The following is a 17,243-nucleotide window of genomic DNA, read 5'->3' as shown; positions in this document are numbered from 1 at the left end:
TCCTCACCCTTCGACCATCTTCAAATAGAGTAGCTTTCTGCCATCCACCACGGCCATGCAGACCGGCGTATCCGTTTCGTAAATCTTTGTTCCCACAGGAAGTCGGTTGGCCGTTCCGTTGCGGAAAAGGACCGCTTTATCCGTCTGCCTCGATATTTCCCCGATTTGTCCGCCTGCTGTGTATGCCAACTCCTCGACCCACTCGATACCTTCCGCATTTGAGTACACATATCCGTCCAGGAGAAAAATGTCGGCTCCCTCCTCCTTTAGAAAATCCTCAGGAGTTGGGTTCCCGATTGTTTCAGACTCTCCGCTGCATCCGAGAAAAAGGAACAGCAGCATACATAACAAACCTGCGACCTTCTTCATGACAAGCCTCCTCAAAAAGATGTTATGTCGTCGGATGTTCCTCTCCTGCCCTTAGATACTCTTTATACGTTTCGATTTTATGATCCAGCATTTCCTCGGTCGCCCTCAGTGTCCGCAGCTGTTCCTGGATGGCCCGGCGGTGTTCTTCCAGCAGCTCCAGGCGTTTCGAGGAGGTGTGCTCCCCTTCTACATAAAGCTCGGCATATTCTTTAATATGCTGGATCGGCATCTGCGTCTCCCGGAGCTTCTTCACGAAGCGGAGCCAGCCGATCTGTTCATCTGTAAATGTCCGGTACCCCTGTTCATCTCTTTCACTCGTTATGATACCTTCCCGTTCATAGTACCGAAGCGTGTGCGGTTTCAGCTCCAGCATCTCCGCCGTTTCCCTAATTGTAAACATATCTTTTCCTCCAATCGGTTAATGAAAGTGTTTATGCTTGCGTTGAAGTGCACTTCAAGCCTTATGCTAGGAGCATAACATAAAATCATTGGAGGTATTCACATGAAATACACGGTTATTACAGGAGCAAGTTCAGGAATCGGCTATGAAACAGCCCTCGCCTTCGCGGCCCGCGGCAAGAACGTCATCGTTGTGGCAAGACGGGAGCAGCAGTTGAAAGAATTGAAGCAGGAGATCAACGGACTGGATAAGAACGTGGAGGTCGTCATCAAAACAGCGGACCTTTCCAAAAGCGACCAGGTGTATGACCTGTATGAAAGCCTGAAGGAATATGAATTGGAGACATGGGTCAACAACGCCGGTTTCGGCAACTTCGATCCCGTGTCCGGGCATGACCTGACGAAGATTGAAACGATGCTGCGATTAAACAACGAAGCATTGACGATTCTTTCTTCTCTGTTTGCACGTGATTATGCAGAAAAAGAAGGCACACAGCTGATCAACATCTCGTCCGGTGGCGGATATACGATCGTAGCCAACGCCGTGACCTACTGTGCCACCAAATTCTTCGTCAGTGCCTTTACAGAAGGACTGGCCCAGGAGCTGAAAGGCCGGGGTGCGAAAATGCGGGCGAAAGTACTGGCTCCGGCCGCGACCGAATCCGAATTTGCCAAGCAGGCAATGGATGTCGATCAGTTCAACTATGACGAGGCTTTGCCTAAGTACCATACATCCAAAGAAATGGCCCACTTCCTGCTGGACCTTTACGACAGTGACAAAGTAGTCGGCATCGTAGACGGAAACACCTATGAGTTCCATCTGAAAGATCCGATTTTCCCTTACGTCGACCGCAATTCCAATAATTGAATAGAAGGGGCTGACGAGAAATCCAGGAAAGCATCCCATTTTCCGCAGCCCGACCGCACCGAACAAGGTGTAAAAAAAGCTGCCGATTATCCATCGGCAGTCTTTTCGTTTATGTCCATCCTTACTGAATCGAAGCAAGCTTTTCCAGAAGATGCTGATAATTGGCGAAATCGTCCTCTGTATCCTCGATATACCAAACATCCTCCCTGTTCTCTTCCCCGCCGGTCCACTCATAAATAGTGGCGAAGTAATCAGCCTTCGCAGCATCCGGAGTCGCTTCATAATCCATTCCCTCCGTTACAAAAGGAAGATGACGCTTTTCCGATTTCACGAAAACTACCGGCACCGATGATTCTTTGAACATGGAAACATATTTATCCTGTGAAGCTTCCGCAAACTGATCGGGCATCACAAATAACGCATCGTATTGGTCGGAAAGCGAACCGTCCTCCGTCCATTCCTTCAAGGAATAAGAGGAGAAATCCACCGTCTCATCGGAAAAATCAGGGAGCTTCCCGATGACGGCTGCTTTCCATGGTTCCGTCCCCTCGGCTTCCGAGCAGGCAGCAAGCAGGAACAAGACCAGGACAGAAAAGAATAGGCTCTTTTTCAACATCCTTACGCCCCCTTTCTCCAAATAGAAAAATATTACAATCAGTGTATCATGAAAGGAACGGCTGCAGAAGAGGTTTACTACATTTGGATATTATGGTTAGATGAAGAAAGGAGATGGACGAAAGGAGCATGGATCGGTATGGGCGATATCCTTTAATGGTACGGGATGAAAAAGAGAGTTCCTTTAATCAAAAGGGACGTTTATTTCGTATGCCATTACAGGATCGCTGGCTTCTGCTATTACCGCATCGGTGTTCTTCTATTAAGGATACGTGCGTAAACCTAACATCTCCGATAGCCGTCTGCTCAGCGTTTCCATAAAGGGAGATGCTTTTTATGACACGACTCATTCATAACATTGCCATTATAACAGGGGCCAGCCGGGAATCCGGAATCGGCACCGCCATATGCAGGACGCTTGCTGAGGAAGGAGCCGATATCTTCTTCACCCACTGGTCCGCGTACGACCGTACGATGGATTACTCGGAAGAAAAAGATGCCGCTTGGCCGGACATCCTGATGGAAGAAATCCGCAGCCTTGGCGTAAGGTGTGCATCGATGGAGCTCGATCTGTCCCGACCGGATGCGGCGGCAGAATTGCTGGATACCGTGAGCGGGACACTCGGCTCCCCTTCCATCCTCGTCAATAACGCCACCTATTCCGTTGATGCCGATTTCCGGTCCATGCAGGCGGACATTCTTGATGCTCATTACGGAGTGAATGTGAGAGGCACATGCCTGTTGACGGTGGAATTCGCACGCCGGATCGAGGGGAAGCACAGCGGCCGGGTCATCAATATGGTTTCCGGTCAGGACAAATCACCGGAGCCGGGGAACTTGGCGTACGTAGCGACAAAGGGCGCCGTATCTGCGTTTACGAAATCCGTTGCGCTGGAGCTTGCCACCCACCACATTACGGTCAATGCTGTCGATCCCGGTCCGACGGACACCGGCTGGATGAGCGGGACGCTGAAAGATACGCTGAGGCCGAAGTTTCCGATGGGACGGATCGGCGAACCTGCGGACGCAGCCAGGCTGATCGCCTTCCTCGCCAGTGAAGAAGCCGCCTGGATCACCGGACAAATCATCCATTCCGACGGAGGATTTTCGTCATAATCCTATCAAATACTTTCTATTACAACAGGCTGCGTAAAGCGTACGGAGAACTTCTGTAACAAGGGGAGTGTTAGAATAATATGGCGAAGGGCGGAGGAAAATGGGTGACTCCTACGGGACTAGCGGAACAGGTGAGACCCCGGAAGAGCATCGCGATGAGGAGGCTCACCGGCCGCCCCGTGGAAAGCATCCCATTTTCCGGAGCCCGCTCACTACACCATTATTTCACAACATAAAAAGGAAGGGGAACCGATACGTTCCCCTTCCTTTTTCCCTGCTTACATCCATTCCTTCCCGTGCTTGCGGAGGAAGGCGATGTCTTTCTGATAATGTTCCAGATGTCCTTCCTCTATCATCTTCTGAAAGGCAGCGTCTCCTTCGGCCGCTTTTCTCGTCATTAAGGCTGTAAGACCTTCTAAACGAAGCTCGACCATCTCCAAGTATCCTTCTTCTTCCATTCCGTAGCCTGCAAAAAACAATTTCACCCTCCGTTTGATCCGCTCGGCATCTTCCGGAAAACGATAGGGGACGGCATTACCGTCTGCGTCATCGTGCTTGCGGCTCAATGGGACGCACGTGTATAACGTGTAGGCGATATCCCACATCCGCGGCCCCGGGGCTGCGACATCAAAATCAATGACTCCTGCGGGATGCTCGTTATGGAAAATGATATTGTACATGGCGAAATCATTGTGACAGATGACTTCCCTCGGCGCAGGCGTCCGATCGAGCGACGGCCACTCCTCCGGGATAGGAAAGTCACAGACGGCATCATGATACCTGCGCAGCATCCCTGCGATCTCTGTGAGCACTTCATCGGATCCCATGTATCCTTTCAAAGGGTAATGACCGGCTTCCCCTTCAATGTAGGATAGAACTTCCCGGCCCTGATCGTCCACCCCAAGGAACCTCGGGGCATATGGATACTGCTTCTTTTCCAAATGCAGCAGCAGCTTGTGGATTCGTCCGCTTTCCGGTTTCCACTCCCGCCGGACGGTGTTTCCTGCCCGGTACACGTTTGATACGTTTCCTCCGGCGAGTCTTTCTTCTCCATGATCAGCCAACTGACATGCCCCTTCCCTGTTCAAAACCGCCCTCACTCACCACGGCGGATCGTATCATTCAATTGCCGGCGGTGCTTATCTCTCCAAGATTGTTCATCCTTCACCAGGTCATCACAGAAGGCCGCTACGTCCTCTCCCGTAAGGTCCGTGACTTTCTTCCCTTCTGCCGCCCCCATTTCGAAAAGATCAAGGATGCCGCTGAAGATGCGGTGCGTGCTTTCCCAATCCGTCGGTGCGCCGGTCGTCCACATATACTTCTGAATCGCCTTATAAGCCGTATGGTATTCCTCCGGTAGTGACTTGGCTCGCGCTTCCATTGCTCTCCATTCCCGTTTGTCCTGCATACTCCCGATCATTTTCTCAAAAATACTCATTGCTGTTCTCCCCTTTCCTTTTTCAGTTCGTTGATTTTTGACGAGAGGAACCCCCACTTCTCCCAAAATAGTTCCAGCTGCTCTTCTCCGGCCCGGTTCAAGGTGTAGAACTTCCGCGGCGGCCCCATATTGGAAGGCTTCTTCTCGATCTCCACCAGCTTGTTCTTCTCCAGCCTCATCGTAATCGTATAGACGGTTCCTTCCACAACGTCGGTGAAGCCGAGCTTGCGCAGCTGCTGGGTGATTTCATAGCCGTACGTTTCTCCGCGACTGATGATTTCAAGCACACACCCTTCAAGGACCCCTTTCATCATTTCTCTGAAATTACTCATGTGTACCTCCTTTCCAGTACTATGTGATACCGATATTAAGTATTACTTACTACCACTATATAGTATAACGGAATAGCTGGTCAAGCTATTCCGTATAAGCAGCAGGCAGCTCACCCTTTATAGAATGTCAGATCCACGCCTCCACACACTGCACCGTTCGAGTCTGCGTGTCCATCCGCACCTTTTTCCCGATGGCGAGGGGATGCATCGGGTGGGTATGACTCGTGTCGAACTCACCGATAACCGGAATGTCCCGGCCGTCGAGCTGTTCCATCAGCAGATCGATCGGTTCTTTTCCCGTGCCGAGATCGTCGTACCGCTCGTGTTTTCCTAAGAGAATGCCGCAAACACGATCGAAGATGCCGTGCAGCTTCAGCATCGCGAAGTTCTTTTCCACTGTGGATGCATCCTTCATGCAATCTTCTATCAAGAGGATGTCCCCCTCTTTCACAGGAGGGAAATATTCCGTTCCGATGAATCCGTACATGGCATTGACATTGCCCCCGATCAGGCGTCCTTCGGCGGTTCCCTCATTCCTCGTAATCCAGGCATTATCAAACAGCTTCTTCTTTCCTGTCTGATGCAGCCAATTTACTGGATCGTCCGACCAATAGGGAGGCGTTGGAACCTCATAGGGAAGCTTCATGTCTTTCAGGAAATAGTTTTCGAAATATCGATACGTGTCTTCGACAAGCGGTTCGAACTCGCCGAAGGATGGAATGAGCGCGGGGCCGTAGTAGGTCGTCATCCCCGTCTTATGATAGAGAGCGAGCAGGACGGCCGTCGCATCGGAATAGCCGACGACGAGCTTCGGGCGGGTGCGGAATGCTTCGTAATCGATGTAGGGAAGCATGCTGTTGGAATTGGTCCCGCCGATGGATGCCATCACCATCTTTATGTCCGGGTCCCTTAACAACTCATTCAGCTCCTCCGCCCGTGCTTTCGGCGAACCGGAACGGTAACCTTCCGTTTTTCCTGTCAAACGTCCTTCTACGATGGTGAATCCTTTCCCTTCAAGAAACGCTTTCGCCCGCTCGTACCGGACTTTGGCTGTAACCGTCGCCGGAGAGGATGGTGTGAAGATACCGATTTTATCTCCTATATGTAAGCCAGGCATGTGGTTTCCCCTCTCTATAATTCTTAGAAAATAGCATGAAACAGTTAATGATTTACAAATCAGCATACCACAGCCTGAAGAAAGAACAAGCATGATCAAAAGTAAGGCCGGCTTCTATCAACCGGCCTTACTTTTTCAGGAGAGTATGAGTGAAACTATGCAGGTCGATTTGTTTAAAAGCTAGAGGTTATCCTTTTTCCAATCCAGCGCTTTTCTTTCCAACTCTTTTACAAAGTCGTCCTTCCCGGCACTGTATCCGGCGATATCCTTCGGAAACTCAAGGGCAAGGGACGCTTTCAACGCGCCATAGGCGGCCGCCGCTTCCTCGTGCGCCCGCAGGTAATCACGGACGGCAAGGTGCCGATCAATTTCGTGGTGGTTATCCTTTTGGAATACGTGGATTTGGTGGGTCCGGTTCTCGCCGCCTTTCCTGAAATAACGCCGCCCCGGAATCCCCATCTCGCCGAGCGGCTCATACCCCAATGCCAGCAACGATTCATTGTAGTCATCCACTTTTTCTATCTGCTCCACCACCGGCATGATGTCGATGACAGGCTTCGCTTTCAGTCCGGGAACGGCCGTACTGCCGATATGATGAATGGCAGCAAGTTCTCCCTTCCAAACAGCTCGCAGCTTTTCGGCCTCCTCTTTAAACAAAACCGGCCAGCTTTCCTCGTAGTCTTTGACCATAACGTTCATCGCACGATTAACCATTCTATCTCTCCTCTTTTTACTGAAGCTGTTTTTTTTAGAAAATCTTTATGGTACTTCAAGAATTGCTTTATAACACTTAACAAATAATGGTATTTTATATAGGGGGCTTGTTTATAAATAAGGTTTAAGAATGAAAGTGAAAATTAGTGGAGAATGGAGAGTGTACTCCAAAAAAGAAAGAGATCGAATTTTTCAGTTTCCAAGCAAGACAGAAAACAAATCGTTATCCGTTCATACTCTCTGGACGGAATGGTAACTAAGGGGGGTGTGTGAAGGTGTTGTTATTAAGAAGAAAGCTATTATCTGCATTGATTACCACGGTTATTGCATCCATCATTGTCACTTTAGTTACTCCACCCCATATGCTTTTAGGGGAGCAGCAATCTCCTGGATTCATGAGTAGCTTTAGCATTGTAGCTGGATATATATCTATTGGCGTATTTTTGTATGGGCTACCTATTTCAATAGTATCTGATTTAATTACAAAAAAATGGGGAGCAGCACGTTTCTTTTTTTCTTATGCCTTTCATGTTATTGCTGGACTATTAACACTTTTTGCTTTATGGGGCCTTGCATTGTACTCTCTTGTGATAGCAGTTTTTTATTTCGTCATTGATGAGCTGTTGAGGAGTCGTTCAGGTAAAAAGCAACCGATGAAAGGTCGTTAAATGGTCTACCACTGTATACCTCCTATCTTTACTCCCTTTCCCCCTCCTCTTTACCTGTTTTCCTTTTTCTGCCGTTTCCGCTTATGCTCTATAACCGCCCAGTACAAATTGACGATAAACGCAGCGGCCGTCGCCCCCACAAAGTACACGCTCTCTCGTAAACCCGCAAGCATCAACGCAAACGCAGCAAGTAGGAGGACGATGAATGTCCACTGTAAAAGACGCGCTTTTCGGTTCAACTTCTTCATAAATTAAACGACCCCCGATTCGATCACCAATTGAGGCGGAGAAGTGGACAAGATCGCGTTCACACCCAGCGGAATGCCGCAATTCGGAGAGCAGTGGCCGAACGGGAAGTTCCCGACGACTGGAAACGGCGAGGAAGCGAAGAAGTCTTCCAGCACTTGACTCACCCGTGCTTCCTCCTCCTGTTCCACTTGGAAATTTCCTAAAATGACTCCTTCCACCTGGTCAAAGACTCCTGCCTGCTTCAGGTGGGTAAGCATCAAATCAATGCGGAAGGCGGGCTCTGCGACTTCCTCGATCAAAAGAATCGCCCCGGACGTTTCCACTTGATAAGGTGTGCCCATCCCATTGGTGAGAAGCGTGAGATTCCCGCCGACGATACGGCCCGTCCCTGTCCCTGGAGCCAGCTTGAACAGCTGGGATTTACTGGAATCAAAGGTCACGCTTTCCCCCGTGAACAAAGGGGAAAAGGAGGCAATGTTTCCGCTCGTTCTCTGTGCCTCATTCAAGTCGGACGCCACCATCGGCCCATGGAAGGTAACGAGGCCGCTTCCTTTACGAATGGCTTCCAGCAAATAAGTAAGATCACTATATCCCCAGAAAATCTTAGGGTTGTGCTCCATCAATTGGTAATCGAGCATCGGCGCGAGTTTCGCCGACCCGTATCCGCCATTCGCACAAAACACCGCTCGGATGGAAGGGTCGCGGAACGCTGCATGGACATCATCCACCCGATTTTGGATAAGATGCGCTCCCGCTTCCTCCCCATCGAACACGTGACGGCCGATGAATACATTAAGCCCCATCTCCTCCAATGCGGCTATGCCTTGATTAAGCAGCACTCGATCCGGAGGACCGGCCGGTGCAATAACCGCAACCTTGTCCCCTTTTCGTAAAGCATTCGGTTTTATCATCGTGCCCGCTTCCTTCTTCATTAACATTCCTCCCGGGATTTCCTTATCCTTCAATAAGCAGGGTTTCCTTTCCTTCTATTCATCAAAAGGCTTACGATGATGGAAAGAACCGTATACACCATCACCCAGATGAAAAAGCTCGAATTGAAAACGGTGAACGTAAGAATGGTAAACACGACAAATACAGCTGTCGGCATGACCGCCCATTTGTGGAAAACGGCATGGCCGATTACCGAAGCAGCGAGTACCATTAACGGACACAAAAGAAAAACGATGGTAAACTCGGACATGATGCGCCCCCCTTTCTTCTTAAATTGTCCCCTTATCCTTGAAACGTATAGGGTGCAGATGCTTGAAGCAGCCGCTCCACACCATTCGCATGATAAGGCATCCATCCGTCTGCCGTTTCATAATCGACCCACTTTATTTCTTCGATTTCATCTTTATGTACGACTCGGATCGATCCTTCCACAACCTTCGCCTTGAAAGTAAGGAACAAGGCATGATGGGCTTCTTTCTCAAAAAACGCTTCATTCACAGCTACGATCGTTTCGACTTCTATCGTTACATTTGTTTCTTCCTTACACTCGCGAATAGCGGCCTGCGCAAAGGTTTCTCCCTTTTCTACAGCTCCGCCGGGAAGGGACCAGTCCCTGCCTCTATTTTTCACCATCAATACTTTTTGTTCGACCTCGTCAAAAACCAAGGCGTATGCAACGTCTACACGTTTCACTAACCATGCCCCCCCTTTATCTTCTTCGAGCCATACAAAGAAAAGCCTGGACGTGATGCATCCCCGTCCGGGCTTATTTTTTCTATGTACAGCTATGCCTGCTTTTTCTTATGTATCCATACTTCCAGCACGGACAAAGCAACGACCCCGATTACAAATAAAACCGGGTGGTCCCACACCACCAGAAGGGAGAGGACGCACATCAATAACATACTTCTGATCCACTGTTTTTGAAAGAAGCTCAAACGCAACCCCCACAATTTTTTCATAAAGAACCGCTGATTAACAACCTCATTTTTCCATTTTACCATGAGTTGATCTGCTCTCCAATAGGCAATGGAGAGGGTGTATTCATCCAATCACTGTTTACCCTAGTGATTATAAAAAAGTCTGTAAAGTCATACTAACTTCCATGTTTGTATGATCAATAATCCGGGTTCGAATCATAGTCACCTGCTAACATGCCGTAAACTTCCGTATCTCTGAACTCACCTTTAATCCACTCATTCTTCCTCAATGTTCCTTCATGCTGCATCCCCAACTTTTTCATGACCTTCTGAGAGCCGAAATTATCCGTATCGGATCTGCCTTCGATTCTATTCAGCTCCAGATCCTTGAAACCGTAGTGGACGAGTTCCTGCAGCGCTTCTGTTGCTACGCCTTTTCCCCAATAATTCTCGGAAAGAAAATACCCCAGTTCCACACACTTGTGTTTGTTGCTCCAATCAATGAATGCTGCCACGCCGATCACCCGGCCGCTTTCCTTCCATTCTATCGCCCATTCACCGGAACCCCCTTTTTCATAGCCGGTGATGACCATACGCAGAAACTCGTTTGTCTCTTCTTTCGTACGGTTCGCCTCCCATGTCATCGGCCCTGCTACGTTAGGGTTGGAGCAGAAGGCGAACACATCCTCGACGTCTGAATAGGCTAACTTTCTCAGCTTTATTCGTTCTGTTTCAAACTCCGGCATTCTCTTTAAATGATTCTCTATGTCCATACGTATCCGCTCCTCTTTTCCCTCTTTATCGAACGGTATTCTCTTCACAGAAAATACTCTCCACTGCGTTTGTTTATCTAGATTACCACTTCAAGGTTCAACTGGAAAGCTTTTCAAATATCCTCCCTATCCTCCTCCCTGCTTCCTTTGATATGATAAAACAAACAAAACAAAGAGGTGTGTATGGAAACCGTACATTGGTTATGGAAGAGGGTCCGTCAGAAGCTCATGGATCGTCCCTATGGAAAAAATGAGGTTCTGGCGGAACGATATCAGATTAAGAAAGTGCTGCAGAATGGGAGCTACGGCATCATTTATCTTTGTAAAGATTTGAACGCCGGGGATACATGTGTGGTCAAGCAGATGCGTAAAAGCAAGGGGAAGGAGAATAAAGAGAATTACGAGGAAGAGACGGCGATTCTCCAGCGGCTGAAGCACCCCGGGATTCCTGCATTGATCGAAACCTTCTCCTTTGATGGAGAAGCATTCTTTTCCATGGAATTTATCGAGGGGAAAAACGTCGAGGACACGCTGTTTGCATCCAATCAGAAATACTCGGAAAAGGAATGTCTGGAGCTTGTGAAAAAGCTGATGGGAATCGTTTGTTATATCCACCAAAACGACGTCTTTCACGGAGACATCCGAATTCCGAACGTCCTCCTTCATGAAGGAGAAGTGCATCTGATCGACTTCGGCCTGGCGCACACGTTGGACACCAAGGACCACGTGCAGCGTGAACGGCTGGCCCGGGATGATTTCTTTGATGTCGGTGATTTCCTGTTATTTCTCCTCTACTCGTCTTACGAAGGCGACACTAAAAGGAACCGGCCGTGGACGGAAGAACTCACCCTTCACCCGCTCACCACCAAGCTGTTGAAGCGACTGCTTGAGATGGAACCTCCGTATAACAATGGGGAAGAAATACTGGGAGCGCTTGAGCAGGTACTCGCCCGGATCTCTTCCCGCCATTAAAAAAAGACTCCGTACCCTACGGAGTCTTCTGCATGTCGATCAGCTGCTGGAATAATGTCGTTTCTTTTTATAACGGTGCGAACCATAAAGCGGATTCCGCCCACGTCGGCTGCTGCTGCTTCCATAATACTTACGCCGCTTCCCACTGCTTGAGCCGTGACGATAAGACCTTCTGCGCCCGCTGCTGCTTCCCCGCTTACTAAACTCTTTCGAAATGCCTTTCATGATCTTTTTAAACATTTAAGCACACTCCTTTTCGAGGAGAGATGTCCTATATTTCAAGACAGACACATCCTCTTATTATGAGCATAAAGCGGGCGGCCGTTTTGGACAAGTAATATCTATCTTGTCATCATTGCCCGACTTGTCCCTTCAACACTTCGATTCCAGACGCTTCTATGACTTCCGCGCTTTCTCCCGATAATAACAGCGGTATGTTTAGAGAGCCACAATTCTGAGCTATGGCTCTCTTGTGTTGGGACGCTTGTAGTCAACTTACTTTTTTATCCGTCCATTCGTTTTTCACTGCCGCTCCTCTGTTCGCTTCCGGTTCTTCCTCCGCCGTTTCCAGTTGATAAGCATCGATGATCGACTGCAGATTCTCGGAGGATGCACTCAAGCTGTCTGCCGAAGAAGATACCGACTGCATCGCCTGTACCTGTTCATCAATCGTCGCAGTGACCTGCTCATTCGCAGCTGCCGTCTCCTGTATATTCGTGGAAATACGTTCCATAGCCAGCAGGACTTCTTCTTTATCTTCATTCATTAACGCAACTTCTTCTACGTTCTGCTGGATACTCTGATCGATCGTTTGTACGTTGTTCCCAATTTGATGGAACACTTCGATGGTTCGTGTGACTGCCTCTTTCTGGCGATTGGATATCTCTTTCGTCGCTGCCATGCTTTCTACCGCTCGACTGGAGCTTTCCAGAATTTCTTCAATGATCTCCTGCACCTCCGCCGTCGATTGGGAGGATTGGTCAGCGAGTTTACGGACTTCTTCTGCCACGACGGCGAAGCCTTTACCGTGTTCACCGGCTCTTGCCGCTTCGATGCTTGCATTCAGGGACAGAAGGTTCGTTTGTTCGGAAAACTGGCTGATGCTGACGATCACAGTGTTTATTTTCTCTATTTGTGTAGAAAGGGATTGGATCAACGCTTCTACGTCATCGATTTTTTCGTTGGATTCCGTTGAGCTCTTCTCCAAATCGGACATCTGCGTCAAGCCTGTTTCACTTGCACGTGAGGCATCCTTCGATTTGCCCTTCATTTCATGAGAAGACTCTGTGACATGGTCCATCCTGGCTGCGAGACTCTTCATTTGCTGCTTCGTTGCTTCGATATCCTCTGCTGAAGTAGAGGAAGCAGAAGCGATTTCTCCCACCGTCTTGTTAATTTCCTCACTGGAAGCGGTGGTTTCCTCGGAGACTGCACTAAAGTTCTCCGCCGACACCGTTACCGTCGCTGCCGAGTCCTTCGCTTTCAGGATAAAGCCCCTCATGCTCTCCACCATCAAGTTGAAGTGGTTCGTTAATTGACCTATCTCATCCGTCCGATTCGAATCCTGCCCCACAGAAAGCCTGCCCTCTGCAACTTTCTTCGTCTGTTCCGCGAGCGCTTCAATCGGCCGTGTCATGTTTCTGGAGAACAAGAAAATAACGACAACCATTACTACGATGACCACACCTACAATAATCAATACCTGACCAAGCAGTTGATTGGATGCAGCATACAGTTCCTTTGTCGGGATGACGATCCCAAGCTTCCACCCAGTCTTTGGAACAGTAGTATAAAAGATTTTTTGGTTGGTTCCGTTCTGAGACAGACGTAAGGAACCCTGCGTTTGGGAGAGTATCGCTTCTCCTTGGACTCCAAAATCTCCTTCATCCGTGATCGAAGCGTTCATCATCTTATGCGGAGCAGGAGATGAGAGATACTTCCCGTTCGCATCTGTTAAGAAAGCATACCCCTCTTCACTTATATCGATATCCGCTACAATCTTCTGGATGCTGGTTAAATCGATATCACTGGAAATCACGCCCTGGAACTCTTTGTTTTTATTGAAAAAAGGAACCGCCGTCGTCACCATCGTGATACCAGAGGATTCATCAAAATAAGGATCCGTCCAGCCAGCGACTTCCGCAGCTTTCCCGGCTTCGTACCAATCCGTATTCGGAAAATCGTAGTCGGCGTTCTCATAATCCGAAGTAGAGGTCACGCCATCCTCCGTTTTATATACATAGGGACCGAAATACTGTTCGTCTTCTTCGTATGTATAAGGCTCGTACCAGACACCCGCCCCGAGTGTATCCTCATTGGTCTGAATCGCATTTCCCAATATCGATATATACGCTTCCCTGGACAGGGAATTCCCCATCGCTTCTACAACAGCGGCCGTGGAATGAGCCACTTGCTCATGTTTATTAAAACGGTTATTCATATCATTAATGATGCTGTTTTGCGTAGCTTCGGTTTTCGCTTCGATCTCCCGTTCCATCTGATCCTTAGAAAGGTAATACGAGGCAAACGTAACAAGCAAGAGTGATAGAACAATAGCCGGCAGCAGCGCCCATAACATTTTACTTCTTAATCTGGTCCGTCGATTCCGCATACAATCATTCCCCCATTATGGTGTGGATTATCCCCATTAATATCGGAACTCGACAGACTTTTTCAATTATTAACCAGCAATTTCATTGTGTTTCCTGAGTTGTTTTTCATTAGCTGACTGCGAGAAGGACGAGAAAACAACCATTCGAATGATTTTCAAACAACCACCTAAAGGGTATATATGGATCAGGAGGGATTTAATGGATAAAAAAGCGATGAAAGTATTCTTGTTGATGGCTGTGCTTTTACTCATGGCTGGATGTCAAAGCTCACAGGAGGAGGCAGATCGTCAAACCTCTGAACCTGTTGAAAATGAAAGTTCGGAATCGCTGGACGGCAGCACAGGAGACGATGTTGAGAGCGAAAAGAACGCGGATGATGGGGACGCTGAAAGTATCGACTCCTCAGGTGAAGCTGAAACTTCTAATGATGACGAGAGTAGCACAGACGTTTACAGTGGCGCACAAAAGAATCCTGATTATTTTATTGATACTCAAGTATTCGATGAGGGAAGTCGGTTTTATACAGCATACGCTATACACCGTGATAAGGAAGAAAAACAAGCACTTTCACCTGAAGAACGCCTGGAAATGTCACTTTTAAAGAATGACCCGTCTGAGCAGGATATACTCCGCTCGTACGCTGATCTATCCTTTGAATGGCCGCACCTATACATCCACTTCCATGAAGATGGGAATGAATTATCCACAACCTCTACTCAAAGCACCTTATTCTTCGACGCGTTATTTGGGATCAGTGATCTTTATGGAGTTGAAGAGATTACTTTTTTAAACCCTGATGGTGAAAAAGGTTTGACATTAGCTGAGCGATCCGTCGATGAATCGATTGACGTTAAAGATGAAAAAGGTTTAACACGCGGTTACTATACGATTTATGACGAAGCATTAGAAGAAACCCTATTTCTCCCTGGTGGTGAGCTGGAGGAGCAAGTGGTAAATGAAAACGGTGAGCCCCTCACTTTTCCAGAGACAATAGATGCGATGGGCACCATAGATCATGCCGATTCGTTTTATTCGTCAGCCATTGTCGAAGGGATACAAATTGTCGACTCTTCCCTGACAAACGGTGTGGCTGCGGTGCAATACACAATGGATGAAGACATGGTAACGGAAGCGGATCAGTCTGTACTTGAGAATGCGATTCAATTGGCGGCGCTTGACTTCCATGCATGGGAAGTTCAAATAATAAATGATACGTTGAAAGAAAGCAGCACCTATCTATTGATAGGTCAGTAACACGAAGCGAAGAACCAGCATAATAGGAGAAAAACTATCAAGGAGTATCCCGTAATGACCTGAAGAATCCTCTCCTGAAGGTACCGTCACCATCCAAAAACCTTAAATCCACATTATCCTAATGAAATCGTTGCTTTTTTGCGGCTGTGCTGAAGCGTAATGTTGATATTACCCATAAGTAAGGACTTCTTATTTTTGTGGAAGTCCTTTTGCTTATCACGAACATCCCACTCCCATCCTACGAAACAACTCGTTCATGCAAAAACGAACCGTTGTGGTTTTACGATTTAAAATTGAAAGTCTCCATCCTTCATTAATTACTGCATCCAGTCATCACGATGAGTGTAATAAAGGCTAAAACATGTTTCTTCAAGAAAATACGCCTATCTTTTATCGTTGTTTTCCTTATGTTTAAAAATAACTATGCTGCACTCCTGACACCTCAAGGCTGGATTTTTTTTGACTTTTAACCATGCGTCATCTATTAATGTTTCACTTCCAAAATCAGCAAAGATTGAATCAGGCGAGTCGGACCAGCAAATTCTTCGAGGCGAGAAAATATATCCTTGCTTCAACTCTTTACCACATTCAGGACACCTTACTACATCGTCCATTGTTAGTGACACCACCTTCACCTTAGTGTTTTTATAGAACGTTTCTTATTAAAGAAATTGGATGTAATGATCATCAATAGTCCTGTTACTAACATAGGGATCGATGCAGCCTCTAATAGTTTGGGCATACCATCTAAATCAAAAATCTCACTAAATGCTAGTCCAACAGCGAAAATCCATGTACCTAAGTAAGCAAGCCATTTTCCTTTTTTGGTTTTCCTATTTGAAAACATCCACCTTCTCCTCTCCGCAAGTGCTATTTCCTTTCACATGTTCTAAGCAATTTAATCTGTGATAGGTAATTAAATACATCCTATCAAACTTGCCGTAATTTGGAAATTACAACCATATACATCTAATGAAAAGTGATGGTTCTAATTGAACGACAGCCCCTCCCTATACCTCGAATCCAAAATTCCAGTTTCCCCAGATGCTTTTCTAACCAATGATGAAACTCCTCCTCAAATCACATTACAAAATGTAATTTATAATTGACATTTTGTAATGTATTGAATAATATAAATGTAGGAGGAGGAGAGGATATTTTTTGAAAAACAAAAAAATGAAGATCGCCCGTGTTGAAGCCGATGTTTCTCAAGAAAAATTAGCAGATATTGTAGGGGTTACAAGGCAGACCATTAATTTAATCGAATCTGGAAACTATAACCCGAGTCTGAAATTGTGTACGGCCATATGTAAAGCATTAAATAAAACTTTAGATGATTTATTCTGGGAGGAATGATCAATGCGTGCTGAAAAATTAGTTAAAGAAACTAAATTAACCATTGGTATATCGTTATTTGTCAGCTTAGCCCTGTTTATCACCTGGTTTATTCTCGAAACAACGTCCATTTCTTTTCCTAACAGCAAAGCCTTTTTAGCCTTATCACTTATTCCTCTCAGTGCAGCACTGACTTCCTTCCTTAAACTAATGAAAATAAAAAAGAACCCGAAAATTATTGTATCCGAGACGGATGAGAGACTTGTAGCGGAGAAGAATCAAGCCGATGCAAAAACATTGAAAGTGCTTCAAGGTGTTTTGTTCTTATCCTATTTGGGATACACATTCATCATTCCCGAAGACACATTTAAATCTGTCGGTTGGTGGGTAACGTTAAGTGTACTCCTCTTCTCTTTATTCGCTCCATTGATTTTCCGCCATATCATGAAAGAAACCTGATAAAGCTACCGCCTCTCTCCAATCGTCGAGAAATTCCCCTACGCTGTTACTCACAACATTTAATATTGGATTGAAAAGGGAA

The 17,243-nt window shown here is 47.1% G+C and carries 25 protein-coding genes; 7 read left to right on the top strand and 18 right to left on the bottom strand.

Annotation, left to right across the window (positions count from 1 at the left end):
• Window positions 1–3 precede the first annotated feature (3 nt).
• Both D479_RS18960 and D479_RS18955 read right to left on the bottom strand, forming a co-directional pair.
• Window positions 4–369: a hypothetical protein gene (locus D479_RS18960; protein WP_008640281.1), complete on the bottom strand. Its 366-nt coding sequence runs from the start codon at window positions 367–369 to the stop codon at window positions 4–6.
• 22 nt (window positions 370–391) lie between these two features.
• Window positions 392–769: a MerR family transcriptional regulator gene (locus tag D479_RS18955; protein WP_008640278.1), complete on the bottom strand. Its 378-nt coding sequence runs from the start codon at window positions 767–769 to the stop codon at window positions 392–394.
• Window positions 770–871: 102 nt separating this feature from the next.
• Between D479_RS18955 and D479_RS18950 the strand changes: the two genes are divergently transcribed.
• Window positions 872–1,636: an SDR family NAD(P)-dependent oxidoreductase gene (locus D479_RS18950; protein ID WP_008640277.1), complete on the top strand. Its 765-nt coding sequence runs from the start codon at window positions 872–874 to the stop codon at window positions 1,634–1,636.
• A gap of 121 nt (window positions 1,637–1,757) precedes the next feature.
• Here D479_RS18950 and D479_RS20045 read toward each other — a convergent pair whose 3' ends face one another.
• On the bottom strand, window positions 1,758–2,252 hold the full coding sequence (locus tag D479_RS20045) for a hypothetical protein (protein ID WP_008640276.1): 495 nt from the start codon (window positions 2,250–2,252) through the stop codon (window positions 1,758–1,760).
• Window positions 2,253–2,587: 335 nt separating this feature from the next.
• On the opposite strand from D479_RS20045, the gene D479_RS18940 reads away from it, so the two are divergent.
• Window positions 2,588–3,367: an SDR family oxidoreductase gene (locus D479_RS18940; RefSeq protein ID WP_008640275.1), complete on the top strand. Its 780-nt coding sequence runs from the start codon at window positions 2,588–2,590 to the stop codon at window positions 3,365–3,367.
• Between the two features lie 278 nt (window positions 3,368–3,645).
• On the opposite strand, the gene D479_RS18935 is transcribed toward D479_RS18940, so the two are convergent.
• The 5 genes from D479_RS18935 to D479_RS18915 all read right to left on the bottom strand — a co-directional run bounded on the left by D479_RS18935 (window position 3,646) and on the right by D479_RS18915 (window position 6,968).
• Complete coding sequence (locus tag D479_RS18935) at window positions 3,646–4,431, bottom strand: phosphotransferase (protein WP_008640274.1); 786 nt, start codon at window positions 4,429–4,431, stop codon at window positions 3,646–3,648.
• A gap of 32 nt (window positions 4,432–4,463) precedes the next feature.
• Window positions 4,464–4,805, bottom strand: a complete 342-nt coding sequence (locus tag D479_RS18930) for a DUF1048 domain-containing protein (protein ID WP_008640273.1) — start codon at window positions 4,803–4,805, stop codon at window positions 4,464–4,466.
• Window positions 4,802–5,137, bottom strand: coding sequence for a PadR family transcriptional regulator (locus tag D479_RS18925; RefSeq protein WP_008640272.1), 336 nt, complete (start codon window positions 5,135–5,137; stop codon window positions 4,802–4,804). The genes D479_RS18930 and D479_RS18925 overlap by 4 nt, the downstream gene beginning before the upstream one ends.
• A gap of 127 nt (window positions 5,138–5,264) precedes the next feature.
• Window positions 5,265–6,254, bottom strand: coding sequence for a S66 peptidase family protein (locus D479_RS18920; protein ID WP_008640270.1), 990 nt, complete (start codon window positions 6,252–6,254; stop codon window positions 5,265–5,267).
• Between the two features lie 180 nt (window positions 6,255–6,434).
• On the bottom strand, window positions 6,435–6,968 hold the full coding sequence (locus tag D479_RS18915) for a GrpB family protein (protein WP_008640267.1): 534 nt from the start codon (window positions 6,966–6,968) through the stop codon (window positions 6,435–6,437).
• Window positions 6,969–7,243: 275 nt separating this feature from the next.
• Here D479_RS18915 and D479_RS18910 point away from each other — a divergent pair, with 275 nt between their 5' ends.
• Window positions 7,244–7,636 (top strand): hypothetical protein, encoded by a 393-nt coding sequence (locus D479_RS18910; RefSeq protein WP_008640266.1) that lies wholly within the window; start codon window positions 7,244–7,246, stop codon window positions 7,634–7,636.
• 50 nt (window positions 7,637–7,686) lie between these two features.
• On the opposite strand, the gene D479_RS18905 is transcribed toward D479_RS18910, so the two are convergent.
• The 6 genes from D479_RS18905 to D479_RS18880 all read right to left on the bottom strand — a co-directional run bounded on the left by D479_RS18905 (window position 7,687) and on the right by D479_RS18880 (window position 10,577).
• Complete coding sequence (locus tag D479_RS18905) at window positions 7,687–7,884, bottom strand: hypothetical protein (RefSeq protein ID WP_008640265.1); 198 nt, start codon at window positions 7,882–7,884, stop codon at window positions 7,687–7,689.
• Window positions 7,885–7,887: 3 nt separating this feature from the next.
• A complete protein-coding gene (locus D479_RS18900; protein ID WP_241210952.1) occupies window positions 7,888–8,817 on the bottom strand; it encodes an LD-carboxypeptidase in 930 nt (309 codons plus the stop codon).
• Window positions 8,818–8,846: 29 nt separating this feature from the next.
• Window positions 8,847–9,086 carry a DUF2651 family protein gene (locus D479_RS18895; protein WP_008640261.1) on the bottom strand — a complete coding sequence of 80 codons (240 nt, stop codon included), beginning with the start codon at window positions 9,084–9,086 and terminating at the stop codon, window positions 8,847–8,849.
• 32 nt (window positions 9,087–9,118) lie between these two features.
• Window positions 9,119–9,529 carry an NUDIX hydrolase gene (locus D479_RS18890; RefSeq protein ID WP_008640259.1) on the bottom strand — a complete coding sequence of 137 codons (411 nt, stop codon included), beginning with the start codon at window positions 9,527–9,529 and terminating at the stop codon, window positions 9,119–9,121.
• Between the two features lie 92 nt (window positions 9,530–9,621).
• Complete coding sequence (locus D479_RS18885) at window positions 9,622–9,840, bottom strand: hypothetical protein (protein ID WP_008640258.1); 219 nt, start codon at window positions 9,838–9,840, stop codon at window positions 9,622–9,624.
• A 113-nt stretch (window positions 9,841–9,953) separates the two neighbouring features.
• Window positions 9,954–10,577 carry a GNAT family protein gene (locus D479_RS18880; protein WP_008640256.1) on the bottom strand — a complete coding sequence of 208 codons (624 nt, stop codon included), beginning with the start codon at window positions 10,575–10,577 and terminating at the stop codon, window positions 9,954–9,956.
• Window positions 10,578–10,712: 135 nt separating this feature from the next.
• Here D479_RS18880 and D479_RS18875 point away from each other — a divergent pair, with 135 nt between their 5' ends.
• Window positions 10,713–11,501: a protein kinase gene (locus tag D479_RS18875; RefSeq protein WP_008640254.1), complete on the top strand. Its 789-nt coding sequence runs from the start codon at window positions 10,713–10,715 to the stop codon at window positions 11,499–11,501.
• Between the two features lie 39 nt (window positions 11,502–11,540).
• Here the strand turns inward: D479_RS18875 and D479_RS20500 are convergent, their stop codons facing one another.
• Both D479_RS20500 and D479_RS18870 read right to left on the bottom strand, forming a co-directional pair.
• On the bottom strand, window positions 11,541–11,741 hold the full coding sequence (locus D479_RS20500) for a hypothetical protein (protein WP_026578540.1): 201 nt from the start codon (window positions 11,739–11,741) through the stop codon (window positions 11,541–11,543).
• Window positions 11,742–11,991: 250 nt separating this feature from the next.
• Window positions 11,992–14,112: a methyl-accepting chemotaxis protein gene (locus tag D479_RS18870; protein ID WP_008640253.1), complete on the bottom strand. Its 2,121-nt coding sequence runs from the start codon at window positions 14,110–14,112 to the stop codon at window positions 11,992–11,994.
• 199 nt (window positions 14,113–14,311) lie between these two features.
• Between D479_RS18870 and D479_RS18865 the strand changes: the two genes are divergently transcribed.
• Window positions 14,312–15,367 carry a hypothetical protein gene (locus D479_RS18865; RefSeq protein ID WP_008640251.1) on the top strand — a complete coding sequence of 352 codons (1,056 nt, stop codon included), beginning with the start codon at window positions 14,312–14,314 and terminating at the stop codon, window positions 15,365–15,367.
• 383 nt (window positions 15,368–15,750) lie between these two features.
• Here the strand turns inward: D479_RS18865 and D479_RS21125 are convergent, their stop codons facing one another.
• Together D479_RS21125 and D479_RS18855 are read right to left on the bottom strand one after the other, a co-directional pair.
• A complete protein-coding gene (locus tag D479_RS21125) occupies window positions 15,751–15,981 on the bottom strand; it encodes a PF20097 family protein (protein WP_008640250.1) in 231 nt (76 codons plus the stop codon).
• Between the two features lie 17 nt (window positions 15,982–15,998).
• Entirely contained in the window at window positions 15,999–16,214 is a 216-nt protein-coding gene (locus tag D479_RS18855) for a hypothetical protein (RefSeq protein WP_008640248.1), read from the bottom strand.
• A 314-nt stretch (window positions 16,215–16,528) separates the two neighbouring features.
• Here D479_RS18855 and D479_RS18850 point away from each other — a divergent pair, with 314 nt between their 5' ends.
• Both D479_RS18850 and D479_RS18845 read left to right on the top strand, forming a co-directional pair.
• A complete protein-coding gene (locus D479_RS18850) occupies window positions 16,529–16,723 on the top strand; it encodes a helix-turn-helix transcriptional regulator (protein WP_008640246.1) in 195 nt (64 codons plus the stop codon).
• A 3-nt stretch (window positions 16,724–16,726) separates the two neighbouring features.
• Entirely contained in the window at window positions 16,727–17,161 is a 435-nt protein-coding gene (locus tag D479_RS18845) for a hypothetical protein (RefSeq protein ID WP_008640244.1), read from the top strand.
• The last annotated feature ends 82 nt before the right edge of the window (window positions 17,162–17,243 follow it).

Origin of the sequence: Halobacillus sp. BAB-2008, assembly GCF_000328325.1 — a bacterium.
Lineage (GTDB): Bacteria > Bacillota > Bacilli > Bacillales > Halobacillaceae > Halobacillus.
Note: the sequence above shows the minus strand (reverse complement) of the source record. Positions and strands in the feature narration are given on the sequence as shown.

Excerpts from the sequence above, each read along its gene's own strand:
- D479_RS20045 (WP_008640276.1), bottom strand. The coding sequence starts at position 2,252 with ATGTTGAAAAAGAGCCTATTCTTTTCTGTCCTGGTCTTGTTCCTGCTT.
- D479_RS21125 (WP_008640250.1), bottom strand. The coding sequence starts at position 15,981 with ATGGACGATGTAGTAAGGTGTCCTGAATGTGGTAAAGAGTTGAAGCAA.
- D479_RS18930 (WP_008640273.1), bottom strand. The coding sequence starts at position 4,805 with ATGAGTATTTTTGAGAAAATGATCGGGAGTATGCAGGACAAACGGGAA.
- D479_RS18950 (WP_008640277.1), top strand. The coding sequence starts at position 872 with ATGAAATACACGGTTATTACAGGAGCAAGTTCAGGAATCGGCTATGAA.
- D479_RS18925 (WP_008640272.1), bottom strand. The coding sequence starts at position 5,137 with ATGAGTAATTTCAGAGAAATGATGAAAGGGGTCCTTGAAGGGTGTGTG.
- D479_RS18865 (WP_008640251.1), top strand. The coding sequence starts at position 14,312 with ATGGATAAAAAAGCGATGAAAGTATTCTTGTTGATGGCTGTGCTTTTA.
- D479_RS18920 (WP_008640270.1), bottom strand. The coding sequence starts at position 6,254 with ATGCCTGGCTTACATATAGGAGATAAAATCGGTATCTTCACACCATCC.
- D479_RS18875 (WP_008640254.1), top strand. The coding sequence starts at position 10,713 with ATGGAAACCGTACATTGGTTATGGAAGAGGGTCCGTCAGAAGCTCATG.
- D479_RS18885 (WP_008640258.1), bottom strand. The coding sequence starts at position 9,840 with ATGGTAAAATGGAAAAATGAGGTTGTTAATCAGCGGTTCTTTATGAAA.
- D479_RS18940 (WP_008640275.1), top strand. The coding sequence starts at position 2,588 with ATGACACGACTCATTCATAACATTGCCATTATAACAGGGGCCAGCCGG.
- D479_RS18895 (WP_008640261.1), bottom strand. The coding sequence starts at position 9,086 with ATGTCCGAGTTTACCATCGTTTTTCTTTTGTGTCCGTTAATGGTACTC.
- D479_RS18960 (WP_008640281.1), bottom strand. The coding sequence starts at position 369 with ATGAAGAAGGTCGCAGGTTTGTTATGTATGCTGCTGTTCCTTTTTCTC.
- D479_RS18845 (WP_008640244.1), top strand. The coding sequence starts at position 16,727 with ATGCGTGCTGAAAAATTAGTTAAAGAAACTAAATTAACCATTGGTATA.
- D479_RS18905 (WP_008640265.1), bottom strand. The coding sequence starts at position 7,884 with ATGAAGAAGTTGAACCGAAAAGCGCGTCTTTTACAGTGGACATTCATC.
- D479_RS18955 (WP_008640278.1), bottom strand. The coding sequence starts at position 769 with ATGTTTACAATTAGGGAAACGGCGGAGATGCTGGAGCTGAAACCGCAC.
- D479_RS18915 (WP_008640267.1), bottom strand. The coding sequence starts at position 6,968 with ATGGTTAATCGTGCGATGAACGTTATGGTCAAAGACTACGAGGAAAGC.
- D479_RS18855 (WP_008640248.1), bottom strand. The coding sequence starts at position 16,214 with ATGTTTTCAAATAGGAAAACCAAAAAAGGAAAATGGCTTGCTTACTTA.
- D479_RS18900 (WP_241210952.1), bottom strand. The coding sequence starts at position 8,817 with ATGAAGAAGGAAGCGGGCACGATGATAAAACCGAATGCTTTACGAAAA.
- D479_RS18870 (WP_008640253.1), bottom strand. The coding sequence starts at position 14,112 with ATGCGGAATCGACGGACCAGATTAAGAAGTAAAATGTTATGGGCGCTG.
- D479_RS20500 (WP_026578540.1), bottom strand. The coding sequence starts at position 11,741 with ATGTTTAAAAAGATCATGAAAGGCATTTCGAAAGAGTTTAGTAAGCGG.